A 16,145-nucleotide genomic window follows, 5' to 3' on the forward strand; every position below is an offset into this window, starting at 1 on the left:
TAACGGAAAGGAAACCGTGGAACTGCGCTTCGCCTGGTGGGGATCGGAAGACCGCCACACCGCTACTCTTGAGGCGATCAAGATTTTTGAAGAAAAAAATCCGGGTATTAAAATCCTCCCAGAATATTCGGGTTTTGACGGATACGAGTCCAAGCTACAGGCTCAGGTCGCAGGCAACAGCGCTCCCGATCTGTTCCAATCGACCGGAGATATCAACAACCGGCTTGGCATCGACGCCCTTCTGCCTCTGGACGATACACTGGACAAGACAGGTATGAACACAGCCGTCATGGAATCCGTAGCCATGGATGGGAAGACAGTCGGTGCTTACATCGGCCTTGCCACAGATGCTTACCTATACGACAAGACATTACTTGACAGTCTCGGCATTGAACCTCCGACGCCTCCCTACACCTGGGATGACCTAGCAGCCAAGTTTAAGGAAGTCTACGATAAGTCAGGCGGCAAAGTCTATGGTGCTGTCGATTCATCTGTTGCCTTTGACGTATTTAAAACATTTGGTGTTACTGCACTGGATGCACCTGAACCGTTCCCGAACGACGCAACAGCCTACACGTTCACTGAGGATCAAATTAAATCCTATTACCAGTACTGGGCTGATCTTCGCACCGTGAACGCGGTAGCACCTCCTGATCTGTCGGCAACTTCCGACGATTCTGCCAATTCGTTGATCGTAAAGGGAAAAGTCGCTTTCGTTCCCATTGCGTCCAGTTCGTTCAGCCGTTTCCAGAGTCAGACTAAAAATACATTAGATATGGTCATGATGCCTCAGAGTGCCACGACCCAACGAACCGTGTTGCCGGGTACAAGCCAGTTACTCTCCATCAGCACGACCACGAAGCATCCTGAAGAAGCCGCAAAATTTCTCAACTTCTTCGTTCATGATACCGATGCAGCCAAAGTCCTGAAGACAACACGTGGTGTACTGCCTACCGAAGAGCAGCAAGAAGCGCTACTGTCGACCTCGGATCTGTCCGAAGGAGACAAGAAGAACATCGCATTAATCCAGTCAATTAACAAGCTTGAAGGCGTAACCATAGCTTTTCCTCCGAATGGCCCACAAGTTCTGAACTGGAAGGGTCTGATTGAGAAAGTCGGTCAGGAAATCGCGTTCGGTAAAGTCAGCGTCGATGAAGGCGCAAAAAAACTAATGAATGAAGTGAACACCGCATTTGGCGGCAAGTAATAGCAGGATCACTGGAGCGGGCATAGCTCGCTTCAGATTTCACTGCTTTTCCACGTCAGAAAGGAGTAGGAGCCCATGGAAACCATACGAACCTCATCGGCCCTTATCAACCAAACTAAGAAAAAACAAAGTCGCTTCAAGAAGCAAGCTTGGGTTGCCTATTTGTTCTTGCTGCCATGGCTCATCGGATTCTTTGGATTGACACTTTGGCCATTTCTTAATTCGCTGTATTTGTCTTTAACCGAAACTACACTGCGAAGCTCGACCTTTGTCGGACTGCAAAACTATATCCAGATGTTCCAAGATCCACGCTTCCTGAAATCTATGGAAGTGACGCTGACATATGTCCTTCTTTCTGTTCCATTGAAGCTTGCCATGGCACTGTTTGTCGCTATTCTGCTGTATAAAGCTTCACTTGGCATGACAATATACAGAACCCTCTTTTACCTGCCTTCCCTGATCGGCGGAAGCGTCGCTGTTGCAGTCATGTGGCGCAATATTTTCGGAATGGACGGTTTGCTTAACAGCTTTCTGAGCCTACTTGGTATTGCCGGAAAGGAATGGCTCGGGCAACCTGATTATGCTCTTTATGTTTTGATCATGCTTGTTGTATGGCAGTTCGGATCTTCAATGGTTATTTTTCTAGCAGGTCTAAAAAATGTCCCCGGAGAACTATACGAAGCGGCCCAGATAGACGGTGCAAGTTCGTTATCCCGATTCTTAAAGATCACACTACCGATGATCTCGCCCATTCTTCTGTTCAATTTGATTCTACAGACGATTAGTTCTTTTCAAGTGTTTACTCAAGGTTATATCATCACGAAGGGCGGCCCTATGGACGAAACTTTGTTCTCTGTATTGTATATTTACGACCTTGCTTTCAAGCAACAGCGTATGGGTTATGCTTCTGCTGTTTCCTGGAGTCTGCTTATGCTGATCGCGGCCGTGACAGCCATCATATTCCTGACCTCCAAGCGCTGGGTGTATTATGAAAATGACGCGAAAGGAAGTGGGAAATGATGCAGTTGAAGCCCGCCATTATCGGCAAAAATCTCCTACTGATTCTCATGTCTTTTACGATGGTCTATCCCATCATTTGGCTATTGCTCGGCAGTTTTAAAGCCAATGATGAAATTTTCACAGTAACAAGCCTTTGGCCAACTCAGTTCCATTTCAGTAATTATGCAAAGGGCTGGGATGCTGTTCCGGGTTACACCTTTGGCGATTTCATCATCAATTCGCTAACCATCTCACTTTTATCGGTAGTTGGGTGTATTCTCTCCAGCTCACTCGTTGCCTTCCCTTTTGCAAGGATGAATTTCCCGTTGAAGAAACTATGGTTCTCCATTCTGCTTGGAACCTTGATGTTGCCTACGCAGGTGCTGCTGATTCCGCGTTATGTCATGTTTTCTAATCTGGGTTGGATTAATACGATTCTCCCACTTGTTTTGCCATACTTTCTGGCCAGCAATGCCTTTTTTGTATATCTGATGATTCAGTTTTTAAGAGGGCTGCCCCGGGATTTAGACGAGGCCGCTCTGATGGATGGCTGTGGTCCCTTTCGTACATTCTTCAGCATTCTGTTACCGAACTGTAAGCCAGTACTTTACACCATGGGAATTTTTTCATTCCTATGGAGCTGGGATGACTACTTCGACCAACTGCTCTATTTGAACGAAGTGCGTAAGTACACCGTGCCTTTGGCTTTGCAAATGTTTGTGGATAACGCTGCTCAGATCAACTGGGGATCTCTGTTCGCCATGTCCATCGTAGCTATTATTCCCCCAGTCATTATCTTCTTCATTGCGCAAAAACACTTTGTCGAAGGCGTTGCAACTAGCGGTATTAAATAAAAGAAAGACATGAGGATATTATGTACTTACTTAGTTACTTTAAAGAAGAAGCGGAAAGTCTATTTCTCGCAGAGAGTGTGGACGGCCTATCTTGGACAGAACGAAACGGCGGCCTTCCTATACTGACATCGTCGATTGGGACTGGACAAATCCGTGATCCCTTTATTCTTCAGGACAAAAGCGACAGGTTCCATGCGCTTTGGACGGATGGCTGGAACAGTCTTAGCATCGGCTATGCAACAAGCCTCGATTTGAACAACTGGGAGGACATGCGACTTATTCCGCTAATGCACCAATGGCCAGATACTCAGAACGTATGGGCGCCGGAAGCCTTCTATGACTCCGTTCATGACTTCTACCGGATTATTTGGTCCTCCACCGTAAAGCCAGGTCCACGAGATCATCGAATCTGGTCCACGACCACTCGTGATTTCAAATCATTTACGGAGCCAGCCCTGTTTTTCGACCCTGGATTTAACGTGATTGATGCTTCGGTTGTGACAGTAGATGGCGACCAGCTTCTACTATTTAAGGATGAGCGGGGACGGAATGAGCCTGGCACCGACTTCAAAGCGATTCGTTCATGCCGAATGGAGATTACATCAGATAAAGTTGTTTTCGGTCCACTCTCGGATCTGCTAACTCCTCCCCTCTTGGAAGGACCGACGGCTTACATGCTTCCGGAAGATAATCAACTCCCGTGGAAATGGGTTCTCCTGGCAGATGGCTTTCATGAGGGATGTTATGCTGCTTTCGGATCCAATGATCTAGCCAGCTGGAACCGGCTCTCTAAAGATATAATCCGACTTCCTGCCGGAATTAGACACGCCTCTGTACTCTGTCTGATGTAAATATGAAGAAAGAAGGCGCATAATCTATGAAAAAATATGCTATATGTGGAGTCAGCAACCGCGCATTAATCATGTTTATAGAACCCATGCTTACCACTTATGCGAAGGAACATCAGATCGTCGCCTTGCTGGATCGTGATCCCCTTCGTTTTGATGTAGCAGTAGCTCAGTTTCCAGCTTTGACCCAAGTGCCGACCTACGTCCCGGAGGAGTTTGAACGGATGCGGCAAGAGACGGGCGCAGATACGATCATCGTTACTAGCAGGGATGATACTCATATTGATTACATCCTTGCTGGTCTCAAGCATAACCTGGATGTATTGTCCGAAAAACCGATGGTCACAAACGCTGCGGATGCGGTAAAAGTGATGGAAGCCGAAGCACGGAGTAAAGGAAAGGTAACGGTCTTGTTCAACTACCGTTACAATCCGATACATCTTCGGATCAAAGAAATGATTCGGGACGGCAAGCTTGGCCGAATTACCTCTGTTGATCTGAACTGGTACGTGGATACCTTTCATGGCTCCAGTTACTTCCGCAGATGGAACAGGAATCGAGAAATCTCGGGAGGGCTTTCCGTTCATAAATCAACGCATCATCTTGATCTTGTGAATTGGTGGCTAGACCAGCAGCCAGAGGAAGTGTTTGCCTTCGGAGCCTTGAACTATTACGGTGCAAATTCTGAATATAATCCTGCTCAAGTGGATGGACGCTACTGTGAAACGTGTGATGTCCGTGAAGACTGCGCTTATGTTATGCGTTGGTCGGCGGCAGATGTCCGTGACGACCACCTGCGTGCGGAAGACAACACCACACCTAAATACACCAATTACCGGACAGACGCATGTATCTTTGATTCTGAGATCGGGATTGAGGACACATACACAGCTTCCATACGATATAACCAAGGTGCACTCCTGAGTTATTCCATTAATTTCTCAGCGCCTTATGAAGGATACCGGCTAGCAATCAATGGTACAAAAGGTCGAATTGAAAGTACGGAATACCACGAACCTAGCCGGATCTCTTTTCCGATTCCACAACAAACGATTGACTATTATCCTCTATTCGGAGCCAAGGAAATCATTTATGTGGTCCGTGGTGAAGGTGGGCATGGCGGCGGTGATCCAGTGTTGCTTAATGACCTGTTTGGGCGACCGGACAAGCACCGAGGTGACGATATCCTTGCTGGATCGCTAGCAGGAGCTTGCTCTATTGCTGCAGGTGAGGCAATGTGGCGGTCCATTCAGGAACATCGATCCGTGAAGATCGAAGAGTTGCTTGCTGGATCGACTGGAATACGTCCCATAATCCATTCTGTCTGACCCCTACTGGTAGAAAGCATGTGGTACAGTTCGATAGATAATCCTCCCCCAATACCCATAGAACTGGGTATTGGGGCTTTATTTATTGTGGACCATCAAAGGCGGCTTGCAGTTCAGCCAGGTTGAACTTCTTCATGCTCATGAATGCTTTCGTTACTCGCTCACGCTGCTCTGCCGTACCCTTGTTCATAAAGTCATCCATATTGGCAGGAACTACCTGCCACGAAATCCCGTACCGATCCTTGAGCCAGCCGCACTGCTCGGCTTCTGGTACAGCAGATAAAGCCTCCCAATAATGATCAATCTCCTCTTGAGATTCACAGCGAATCATAAAGGATATCGCTTCATTGAAGCTGAATGCGTGCTCCATGGCACTATCCATAGCCGCAAGCCAGGTTCCCTCCAGCATGAAGTCGGTGAACATGACCGTACCTGCTTGATTGGGCTCCTGACCAGGTCCATAGTGCTGCAAGGAGCCTGGGGTGGAATGCCGAAAGATGGAGAGGTAGAATTCGCGTGCTTCCTCTGCTCTGCCAACATTTTCACCAACGAACATAAATGAAGGGACAAGCGGAGGACGGGGTTCGCCCGCGGGATTCGTCAGCATCAACTGCCAGGTAACACCATATTTATCCTGTATCCAGCCGAAGCGCTCACTGAACGGATACTTGTCCAGCGGCACTAGCGGCGTACCTCCATCGGACAGCTTGGACCATACCTCGTCCAGCATAGCGCTTGCGTTCGCTTCGCGGGATGGATCAAAATTGACAATGAAGGAGATGGACGGGTTGAGCTTGAAATAAGACCCTGCCGAGATTGCCTGAAAAGGAAGTCCCCAGAGGGTGAAGGAGACGAGATCACAATCACCTGAGGGCGTATTCTGCAAGAGCGTTGTATGGGTGACCTCTGAATTCGGAAATATCGAACAATAGAACGCTGCAGCATCGGTCGCTTCTCGATCGAACCACAGATGTGGAATCAGTTTGTGACGCTGTGAATCGTTTTTAACATTGGACATGATCTTTCCTCCTCACGAATTGTATAAGCTGATTGTAGCATGATCATTATGCATGGCGAGAACGATTCTTCCTCCTGCGTTGTCTCCACTTCCCAACTACCAGCAGCAGCAGGGGCAACCCGAGCATGTTGATTGGTAGCGCGATCGGCACCCAATAGTTGATCAGATAATTGGTGGAGGCTTGCGATACATCCTGTGGAATCAAGGCGAACGCAAACATCACCGGGGCAAGGATCCATATTAGATTTCTCCAGTTACGAATATTCAGGAACTTGGCTGTTCCATAGCAGGCAACGAAGAAATAGACGGACAATTTGATGAAGACACTCGCAATCCAGACCACGACAGGCACAGCATCAAAATTATCAATAAAGCCGAAGAGCGAGATTTTTCGAGCCAACTCAAAAAAAGGGTACCACATCGTCGAGGCCAGCGTACTCCCAATGGTACAAATTATAGTTACGGTCGTAACGAGCACCATGAAGCTAGCCAATAGTACAGCCCAGAATACGTAGGAAGACTTATGCGGCTGCTGTTTCACGAACGAAGCCAGCATTAGATATTCTATGGAGTGTCCCAGATAGGACGCAGGGGCAAAGGCTCCCTTCACAATCTTCAGCATGCCACTGTCTGCGTAGACCGGTAGGATCTGACTCCCATGAACATTAAAAATATTCGCAACTAGCACCACGGCTACCATGATCAATATGATGGGACCCAAAAATTCGCTGCATCGTCCAACTCCTTCAATCCCCCCTATGTAGGTCACATATACAATCAGAAGCACCATCAAGGCAATGATCGCTTCTTTAGGTGTCTTTTGCAGTAGCATGACTTGAGCCAAATCAGAGAACTGACGGAGCACAATCGGAATGATGGTGTACCACTGAATAATGTACGTGACAATCACCAGCTTGCCGAGCCATGACCCCAGGATCTTCTGACTGGACTCTACGAGAGTTAGAGCGGGCTGCAGCTTGGATGTCTGGGTAGCTAGTAGGGCTACGAGCATGGCGATGCCACAAGCAACAATTATAGACATCCAAGCATCCTGAGAGTCGACCTGCAAAGCAGGTGTAATGGTCATCACCAGGCTCATCCCCAAGTTCATCGTCATGATCATCCAGAATACCTGAATACCTGTTAGCTCCATCTTCACTGTTCATTCACCGCCTCTGCTTCGTTAATCATTTCGAACTACCTGCATGTGCAGGCTTTTCAGTCTTCCCGGTACGTACAATCTTGATCTTACTCACCACTTGCACAGGGGTCGTCGGGTACACATCGATCCACTGAGACTTCAATTTTTTCCAGACGTAAGGCCGCCTGTGATGTAAGATTTCACCTAATCCGAAGATATCGGATTTCAGTTCATTTTTGATATGCCGAAGCAATCCCTCCATGTCCTGCGTGATCTGTGTGGAAAGCAGCATTTCAATCTTTCGCATATTCTCCTCCTGGGTTACGTCCAGACTGGAGTCGTTATCCACAGCTCGCACAGTTGACTTGAGTTCAATTCGGAATTCAGGCATACCGTCCCGGATATTCAAGTGTATTTTTTTCTTGCTGTCAACGAGCTCCACTCCGATAATGCCTTTATATCTTTGACTTTCCGGCTCGACTCTTACTGTAAATCTTGTCTTGTAGTTCTGCTCAGACCACCAGCGTAGCAGCTTCGCTTCTTCCCCTTCGAGGAAGCCCACCAGCCTATTGCCCTGATACATTGCGATTTGGTCAATGATGAACGTCCTATTGGAGGGGTCCTGCTCCATCACCCGAATCCCCCCTGTGATCGCTGACCTTCCCTCGGTTGCAAGTGCAGATGCGTATTGATCAATTTTCACACCAAAGCTGATGTTATTGGATTGAATCTTGGCCATTCCGATACCGGAAATCAGCTCAGGAAGGTACGGGGTTGACAGAACTTCTTTGGCAGTTGCCCCTTTTGCTGTTAGTACATAGCTGTTGTACCGGCTTTCAGGCAGTCGGGTAAAGGTATCTAACACCTGATTCACCCCTTTTCGGGCGTATCGTTCCCCAAAGACAATGACGCTCCGGTGCCCAAAATGAATGGTACGCGACATTTGCAGTTGCAGTTTACCTAGAATGTCAGATGAATTCCTGCCTTTGGAGGATAGGACAATAATGGGCTTTTTCTCTTGTCCACCAGACTTTACAGCACTGGGAATTCCTGTTGGCAATGCGATCTGAACAGTGATCTCCAACTGCCCATCCTCTGTCAGATCAACGCCGCTCGCCATGACAAGCGCTAATTCATCCATCTCTTTGCGGTCCCAGCAGCCCGTAATCATGCCCGGAATCAACAATATCAGTAAAAAACGCAGGACTAATGGTAATCGGGCCATCCCAGTTCCTCCTTAATCCATTCGATGCTTACTGTAGTGATGTCGTTTGCGTAGCACTCTCCATGGGGCACGGATAATAGAATCAGCCAAGCCCGCCCATTGAAATGGCGCAATCGGTGTCATATAAGCTGTCCCGAAGGAGCTCATGTTGACCAGATGAATGAGTACAGCTAGCAAGCCAACCCCCACCCCATATAAGCCAAGGGTTGCCCCCAGAATCATGAGCGGGAATCGGATCAAGCTAATGGCTTGACTCATGCCAGGATTGGGAATGAGAAATGAAGCAATCCCGGTCGTGGCAACCACAATGATCATAGGAGCAGATATGATGCCAGCCTGAACCGCAGCCTGTCCAATAACCAGTGCTCCAACGATACTGATCGTCTGACCGACCGGGCGTGGCAGGCGAATACCCGCCTCGCGAAGTGCCTCGAAGGTAATCTCCATTATGAGTGCCTCCGCCATAACGGGAAATGGTACGACCTCCCTGGCTGCTGCAAGGCTAAGCGCAAGAGAGGTCGGAATCATTTCCTGCTGAAAGCTGGTTATTCCTATATATATGGCAGGCAGTGTCATCGCTAAAAACGCAAACATATAACGCAGCCAGCGAAGCATCGTCGCGAATATGAAGCTCATATAGTAATCCTCAGCGGTCTGGAAGCCGAACCAAAAGGTGATGGGCAGCACAAGCGACATGGGTGAACCGTCGATCAGCACCGCGACCTTCCCTTCGATCAGAGAACCAGATACTACATCTGGCCTTTGTGTGGATTGAATCGTCGGAAAAGGGGAATAGGGATGATCGTCGATGAGCTCCTCCATATATCCTGATTCCAGCACACTATCCATATCAATCTTGGAGATGCGCTTCTTCACTTCATCCACCACGCTCTGTTTTGCATAGCCTTCTATGTATACAATCGCGATATCGGTATGTGACAGACTACCCACACTCATTCTTTCCATCTTAAGCCTTGGGGTACGTAGTCGTTGGCGCAGTATGGCAATGTTGATGTCCAGCTTCTCAATGAAGCCGAAGCGAGGTCCGCGAATGATTGCTTCAGTCGTCGGCTCCTCCAGATTCCGGTGCAGTTTGTTGCCAATCTTGAAGGCATAGGCTTCTGAGAAGCTTTCGACGAACAGGATAATTTCTCCCTTGACAATCCGTTGTATAATATTCCCCATATTGCGAATCATTTCTGGCTGTACCGTGGATGCCAGCTTGTGACCTAGCAGTTCATACAACTGGGCCGGACTCTCGACATGGGATTGGTCCTGTAGCATTAAAGGCTGCAAAAAACCGATATCCCACATTTCACTATCGACCAATACATCCAGATAGATGGCAACTCCAGGCATTGATCCAAGGACCTGCAATCGGCGTATGACTAGATCAGAGCAATTAGCAAATTGTTGCTTCAGCAGATCAATATTCTCATCCATCTGGGAGGAAATATCCACATGTATTGCAGATTCCAGTCCCTTCAACTTTTTTTCGAAAGGATCTTTTTTACCCCGTCTCATCCTTCTCACCCCCTGTACTCCAAGCTCAAGCTTAAAATGTCCTTTTTTTACTAATTTATGCAGAGGCAACAATCAGCTTAACTTCAAATAGCCCCACCAAAGGGTGAGGCTGCCGCTTAACTTCTATCGTAAACTTTTCCTTGGCTGAACATCATTCATGATGATGGAGTCAGAGTATGGATGAAGGGCAAGCATGTGTATACTGAAATACTGATATATTTCTGTTTCTGTTCAATCTCGTAGAGAGTGGTGAGCTGATGCGAACGGTTGGAAAGGCGATCGTCCTGGGGCTTTTGCTGGTGCTTGCTGGCATGGTCATGTATTTTGTCGTTGGTGCAGGCAATTAGGAAAAATATTTGTGTGCAATGGCCTCGGCTGTTCTGGTGGCTAATGCTTGTGTGGTTAGTGTCGGATTCGGGCCACCAATGCCATTAAAATGCACACTATTATCCGCAATGAATAGCCGTTTGACCTGGTAAGCCTCACATTGACTATCCGTCACAAATCCCATTCGCATCGTGCTCTCCAGATGTAGCATGAAGGAGAAAGGCGTGTCGGATCGAATAATCGTTCTCGCTCCCGCCTTCCGCAAGGTCTCTGAAGCGTATTTGGCCAGTTGGTCTCGTCGCTGTAATGTCTTGATGCTCGGCCTGTAATGAATAACCGGAATCGGGCCATGCTCGTCTTTCAGAATGGGGTCAATGCCTACTCTGTTATGGTACTGTGTCTCGTCATCGGTGAGCAGTAGCATCGTCATCGTCCGGTTGTAATTCATCATCAATTCCTTCAATTGCGGGCCGACAACTCTGCCCCGAATATCCCATGGCTCCCCCTGCACAGGTGGATTCAAAGCATCATAGCCCGCTTCACTAAAACCATAGGTCAAATAAGACATTAAGCCTGGACTCAGACAGGACACTTGGAAAATCCCCGTTCCCGGAATGTCCACTCTGGCGCCCGAGGTGTGTCCAGCATATGGATAGACATCATTCGTGCCGAGGATCCGCATCAGATCCTGTTCATCGAAGACGCCTCCTACCCAGTCAAAGCAGTGATTTGTAAGCCCCCTACCTACCCATTCATTATGCGGCAGCTCCGAATTGAGCCATAGGCGCGGCGACTCGATGCAGCCAGCAGCCATGACGACCGTCCTGGCTGTCAGCTCCCCTATCTCACCCGTCCACGTATCCCGAAATTGTACACCTGTAGCCCGAACTCCACCTTGTGCATCATGCCCGGTCAGAATCTTGAAGACATACGAATTGGGACGAATGGCTACATTTCCCGTCTTCAATGCAAGAGGAACGTAGCTGACCAAGGTGCCACGCTTGGCAATTCGATCTACGGAGGGGCCAACACTACAGCCATTCACACAATTCCCCTTCAAAGTGCAGCCTTCCATATGGGATAATTGCTCCAATGAATAGTTCGGGTCCATGAGATGCTCATTGACCGGCAATATAGCATTAGGGTTGGGACGATAGCCAGGTGTAGTCACATTCAGGGTGGGATTCAGCGTCCAGCCTGCTTTTTTCGCTCCATAATAGAATAGCTCTTCCTTGGGAGTCGTTGGTGAAAATTGTACTGGCAGCGTTGCCTCCACACGCTCATAGTAGGGCATTAGCTCACGATAGCTGATGGGCCATATTCCATCAACCGCCGCCGGAAAAGCACGAGGGGATTGACTCCAGTAATGCTGAGTCGTCCCACCAACTCCAGCAATTTGCCAGATCGCTCCTTTTTGCGGCGTCACCCGATTCCAGGGAACACGACTTCGATCAGCTGGGCCAAAGCGAAATACGCCAGAGATCTGATCGTTCATATTGTTCTCATAGGCGTTATAGATGTCCTTATAGATGCCTACATCCAGATCTTGATAACTGGAGCTCCATTCACCGCCACGGTCACTATTGGGATGCGGCCATTTCTTGTTACCAATCCAGGGACCTGCTTCAAGCACGAGCACCTTTAACCCCAGTTCCCCAAGCTCCTTGGCAACTACGCCTCCTCCGCCTCCAGAGCCAATGACAATAACGTCCGTTTCGAAAGCCGAATCAGTTGGATACAACGGTGGATGTCCCCCCTTCCCGAACGATCGTTAGCTCATACCCCATGAACACACGGTAGCCCGGCTGTACACCAGGATATTTCACCTGTGTCCAGCTTATCGGAAAGTATTCCAGTCTTCGCTTGGTAGGCGTCAACAATCGAGTGCTTCCATAGGCGTTCCACTCCGAATAGTTGCCGAACATCAGTTGTCTGTTCAGGATACTCACCATGAACCTGACCCAGCCACCATTATAGGTGTACGGTAGCGGTAAGTCACCCAGGTCGATCTGCACCTCTTCCAGCATAGAAAGCACACGAATACGATCCATTGGTGTTAACGATGCAAACGGGCTAATATGCCAAATCTGTGGATTCGGTGGGCACTCTGTCTGCTGTGCTTGTGTATACTGTACAGCTCCGGAATTGAGCAGATGAGCCGTTGGTCTTGATAGCGGTATAACCGACGGCCCCAGGCCAATCACCACCGAGAAGGCATGATCCAGCTCCCAGATCATATATTCGTGAATACATAATTCAGCTGCTCCAGGCACCTGTTCAGCCCCATAGACGGCGAGCGCTGGCGTGTTCGGAATAAGTGCTTCGGCCAGTGCCCAAAAGGTTGTGACAGTACAGACATCGACGCTGGCAGCATAAGCTTGAGCCGGATGCATATTCATCCTTTTCCCCTCCCTAACGGTCCAAGCATAGACGAGCCGATTATGAAATAGCGTGATTAGTAATAACTATTCCAGGGAAAAAGGATTATGCTTCATACTATATCCCCATCTCTACTCCTAACTCTACTTCTGGTGCTATTCTTCTGCCAGCTCTGTCCAAAACGGAATACGCTTGATTCTATCAAATTCGATGAGGTTGTATGGCTTTTCCCCGAACTCTACCTTCAAGTATTCCTCAAGATTCTCTCCATAGTAGATGATGTCTGTCTGATACACAGAAAATACTGGGTTCCCTGCCTCCGTGGGAGTGGAAGGAATGTAGCGGTGAGAGTAGATCGGTATGAGTCTCGGCACGCTCCTGCATTCATGGATGCAGATTTCCTTTGCAACAGCTACATTGTCGGGCTTGCTCCCCCATGATGGATGCCAAAAATTATTATGCTCGACATCAAACAGCATGCCGTCTAATGGCCACTTCAAGCGGGTACGGAGGTTATGGACATTCGTCTTCGTAAAGTCCCGCCAGTTGGGGAATTTATCGCCACTAGGCAATGCATGCTGCAATAGCTCCTTCAAATCTGGGGGGAAATCTATCTGGTATGTAGTCTCAATCAGCTGAATTTCATCCTGTGTCAGACCCTCTGTCAGTTGAACTCCATGTTCTCGTAGTCTGTTGCATATCTTCTTTACATTCATTGTCGTATGTCTCCTAATATGGATATAACTAAATTAATCCCAATCCATGAATAATCGCACATCCCAACAAATACATCCTTCTGATAGGTGCAGTGTCCACAGCTCAAGTACATGATGTGAATTTCCAATACCCTGAAGGACCATTCCTCCATGTCATCTAAGCCTTGGAGCATGAGTTCCAGCAGGATCACATCCTATTCGGATGAAGTCGCAAGCTGGAGTTCCAGCTCGATAAAGCGGGACAATGGTTTTTCGTCTTCTATTACAAGCACACTCTTCATTAGTATGCTAGCCCTCTCCTGCTCCAAATTCCGCTTATCATCAAGCTTTTACCGTAGTACACAGTATAGCGTATGAACTCCTAAGTGAAAATCCTCTCAATTAGATTCTATTCTCTATATTTTTTATAGATGCGTTGACACTGCGAGTAGAGCGTCATATAATGTGGATATCAAAAACATATGAATAATTGCTCATGTGTTATTTTATTATTTAAATTCAACTCATCATTTCCACACTATGACTCATGTTACACCTACATACTAAAGGAGATGAATCTCTATGTCTGGACAACACCACGGGCACGACCATGCACACAGTCATAATCACAGCAGTAACAAGAAAATACTTCTCTTCTCTTTCATCATCATCACGGGTTACATGTTCATTGAGGCTGTTGGAGGATTTGTAACGAACAGTCTGGCCCTGATCTCGGATGCTGGTCACATGCTGTCCGATTCCATTGCACTTGGAGTTGCCTTATTGGCCTTCACCTTCGGGGGTAAAGCTGCAGATGCCACGAAGACCTTCGGCTACAGACGATTTGAGATTCTCGCTGCCGTACTAAACGGTGTCACACTGATTGGCATCGCATTGTACATTTTCTATGAAGCAATTCAAAGATTCGCCAACCCGCCAGAGGTCGCAACCGTTGGCATGCTGATCATTAGTGTTATTGGGCTGCTCATTAACATTCTGGTGGCCTGGATGATGATGAGTAAGAGTGATACCGAGAAAAACTTGAATATGCGTGGCGCCTACCTGCATGTCATCAGCGATATGCTGGGGTCCATTGGTGCGATTGCGGCAGCGTTATTGATGATGTTCTTTGGCTGGGGCTGGGCTGATCCGCTTGCAAGCGTGATTGTTGCGGTGCTTGTGTTACGCAGTGGCTTCTTTGTCACCAAATCATCCCTGCACGTACTGATGGAAGGTACACCGAAAAGTGTAAATATGGAGGAAATTGTGCAGACGATCCTGCAGGTGGATGGGGTTCAAGGCGTGCATGATGTACACATCTGGTCTATTACCAGCAACTACAATGCTTTGACGGCGCATATCGTCGTTGATGGAAGCATGGATGTGTATGGAACGGAAGCTCTGATCCACAAGATTGAGCATATGCTGGAGCACAAGGATATTAAGCACGTCACGCTCCAGGTGGAATCCGAGAAGCACATGCATGATAGCTCTGTTCTATGCACCCTCAAAGCCGATGCCCCGGATGCGCATGCCCATCATAATCATTAAGAGAATACAAGGAAGCCAGTGACACACGAGGTGCTCGCATAATCAAGCGACCGCTCGTACTGTACACTGGCTTTTCCTTTAAGAGAAACAGTCTTTTGCATGGTACTGTTTGCCTTTATTGTATTTGGAGTAGAGACAGGCAAGTAAGAGTACTTTCCCCGTACTTAATTAGGAATAGTATACTTGTTCTGCTTTATATAAAGTATGCTCGATAATTGGGCAGAGATCAGCATCCACTTTGTAAAATTTAATTCGAAAATATAAACTTTTCAAAAAGTTCTTTATATTATTTTTTTGCTTAAAGGCAAGCAGAAACTCTGAGGGCTTTTCCACATCATCAAAGCTTTGAATCCACTCTTCTACAGCAGTCTGACTAAGCATTTTTCTATTTAAAACACTGACTATAGATCTTACCATTCTTTCATCTTCCCCGTCGGAATACACTCGATCTGTTATGGTCATCTTTTCGTAAACCAAATCGAGGATGGCTAGGAGGTCATTCTCATTCAATTCAGAACATTGGGCCAAATCGTCTAAAGCGTCTGCTGCATGGGCTATCGCATGAGCCCAGCCTTTTTCTTCGTCATACCCACGGTAATCTCGCTCTTGCTGTATATTGTAAAATACCTTCTCCTTTATCAGATGAATACGCTCACCTGAGAGAAATGGTAATTCTTTATGCCTCATCAAGAGGAGTGGTATCACTAGCATAGAGAATGATCGGGTAAAGACTGAATCTGTATTTGTTTCACCAAGCCTATACAGCAAATGGTCATCATCCAAAACAATGGATAAGAGTTGTTCGAGTTCATAGGTTGTTAGCATATTACCCGGAATCCAGTTGGATAAGGTTGTATAAATGAGCTCATCACGTAGCTGGGCATCCAAAGAACCGATATGCTCCATCATTTCTTGTATCAATTGGAAAGTGTCTTGGGGTGGTTGATAGCTATTTTCTTTGATTTCAATTAACTTTTCCTTCAAATTCATTTTTCACACTCCTACTATAATCCATTCACTTGGTAGAACACTACACAAGCAACTATTTA

14 protein-coding genes are annotated in these 16,145 nt (G+C 47.4%); 6 read left to right on the plus strand and 8 right to left on the minus strand.

What is annotated here, in order from left to right; translation table 11 throughout:
• Window positions 1–16 precede the first annotated feature (16 nt).
• The 5 genes from MKX74_RS16185 to MKX74_RS16205 all read left to right on the plus strand — a co-directional run bounded on the left by MKX74_RS16185 (window position 17) and on the right by MKX74_RS16205 (window position 5,236).
• Window positions 17–1,207 (plus strand): ABC transporter substrate-binding protein, encoded by a 1,191-nt coding sequence (locus tag MKX74_RS16185; RefSeq protein WP_341179120.1) that lies wholly within the window; start codon window positions 17–19, stop codon window positions 1,205–1,207.
• Window positions 1,208–1,282: 75 nt separating this feature from the next.
• On the plus strand, window positions 1,283–2,227 hold the full coding sequence (locus MKX74_RS16190) for a carbohydrate ABC transporter permease (protein WP_341179121.1): 945 nt from the start codon (window positions 1,283–1,285) through the stop codon (window positions 2,225–2,227).
• Entirely contained in the window at window positions 2,224–3,060 is an 837-nt protein-coding gene (locus tag MKX74_RS16195; RefSeq protein ID WP_341179122.1) for a carbohydrate ABC transporter permease, read from the plus strand. Before MKX74_RS16190 ends, MKX74_RS16195 begins: the two co-directional genes overlap by 4 nt.
• A gap of 20 nt (window positions 3,061–3,080) precedes the next feature.
• Complete coding sequence (locus MKX74_RS16200) at window positions 3,081–3,911, plus strand: glycoside hydrolase family 43 protein (protein ID WP_341179123.1); 831 nt, start codon at window positions 3,081–3,083, stop codon at window positions 3,909–3,911.
• A gap of 26 nt (window positions 3,912–3,937) precedes the next feature.
• Window positions 3,938–5,236 carry a Gfo/Idh/MocA family protein gene (locus tag MKX74_RS16205; RefSeq protein ID WP_341179124.1) on the plus strand — a complete coding sequence of 433 codons (1,299 nt, stop codon included), beginning with the start codon at window positions 3,938–3,940 and terminating at the stop codon, window positions 5,234–5,236.
• An 82-nt stretch (window positions 5,237–5,318) separates the two neighbouring features.
• On the opposite strand, the gene MKX74_RS16210 is transcribed toward MKX74_RS16205, so the two are convergent.
• From MKX74_RS16210 to MKX74_RS16240, 7 genes are all read right to left on the minus strand, one after another.
• Window positions 5,319–6,254, minus strand: a complete 936-nt coding sequence (locus tag MKX74_RS16210; protein WP_341179125.1) for a VOC family protein — start codon at window positions 6,252–6,254, stop codon at window positions 5,319–5,321.
• Between the two features lie 46 nt (window positions 6,255–6,300).
• On the minus strand, window positions 6,301–7,407 hold the full coding sequence (locus MKX74_RS16215; RefSeq protein ID WP_341180593.1) for a GerAB/ArcD/ProY family transporter: 1,107 nt from the start codon (window positions 7,405–7,407) through the stop codon (window positions 6,301–6,303).
• 34 nt (window positions 7,408–7,441) lie between these two features.
• A complete protein-coding gene (locus MKX74_RS16220; protein WP_341179126.1) occupies window positions 7,442–8,620 on the minus strand; it encodes a Ger(x)C family spore germination protein in 1,179 nt (392 codons plus the stop codon).
• Window positions 8,621–8,632: 12 nt separating this feature from the next.
• The gene (locus MKX74_RS16225; RefSeq protein ID WP_341179127.1) at window positions 8,633–10,144 is read right to left on the minus strand and encodes a spore germination protein; all 1,512 of its coding nucleotides are present in this window, start codon (window positions 10,142–10,144) and stop codon (window positions 8,633–8,635) included.
• Between the two features lie 343 nt (window positions 10,145–10,487).
• On the minus strand, window positions 10,488–12,212 hold the full coding sequence (locus MKX74_RS16230; protein ID WP_341179128.1) for a GMC family oxidoreductase N-terminal domain-containing protein: 1,725 nt from the start codon (window positions 12,210–12,212) through the stop codon (window positions 10,488–10,490).
• The gene (locus MKX74_RS16235) at window positions 12,199–12,870 is read right to left on the minus strand and encodes a hypothetical protein (RefSeq protein WP_341179129.1); all 672 of its coding nucleotides are present in this window, start codon (window positions 12,868–12,870) and stop codon (window positions 12,199–12,201) included. Before MKX74_RS16235 ends, MKX74_RS16230 begins: the two co-directional genes overlap by 14 nt.
• A 135-nt stretch (window positions 12,871–13,005) precedes the next feature.
• Entirely contained in the window at window positions 13,006–13,566 is a 561-nt protein-coding gene (locus MKX74_RS16240) for an SMI1/KNR4 family protein (protein ID WP_341179130.1), read from the minus strand.
• A 561-nt stretch (window positions 13,567–14,127) separates the two neighbouring features.
• Between MKX74_RS16240 and MKX74_RS16245 the strand changes: the two genes are divergently transcribed.
• Entirely contained in the window at window positions 14,128–15,096 is a 969-nt protein-coding gene (locus tag MKX74_RS16245) for a cation diffusion facilitator family transporter (protein ID WP_341179131.1), read from the plus strand.
• 168 nt (window positions 15,097–15,264) lie between these two features.
• Here MKX74_RS16245 and MKX74_RS16250 read toward each other — a convergent pair whose 3' ends face one another.
• On the minus strand, window positions 15,265–16,086 hold the full coding sequence (locus MKX74_RS16250) for a DUF2785 domain-containing protein (RefSeq protein ID WP_341179132.1): 822 nt from the start codon (window positions 16,084–16,086) through the stop codon (window positions 15,265–15,267).
• Window positions 16,087–16,145 lie beyond the last annotated feature (59 nt).

It is taken from the genome of Paenibacillus sp. FSL K6-1230 (assembly GCF_038002385.1).
Lineage (GTDB): Bacteria > Bacillota > Bacilli > Paenibacillales > Paenibacillaceae > Paenibacillus > Paenibacillus massiliensis.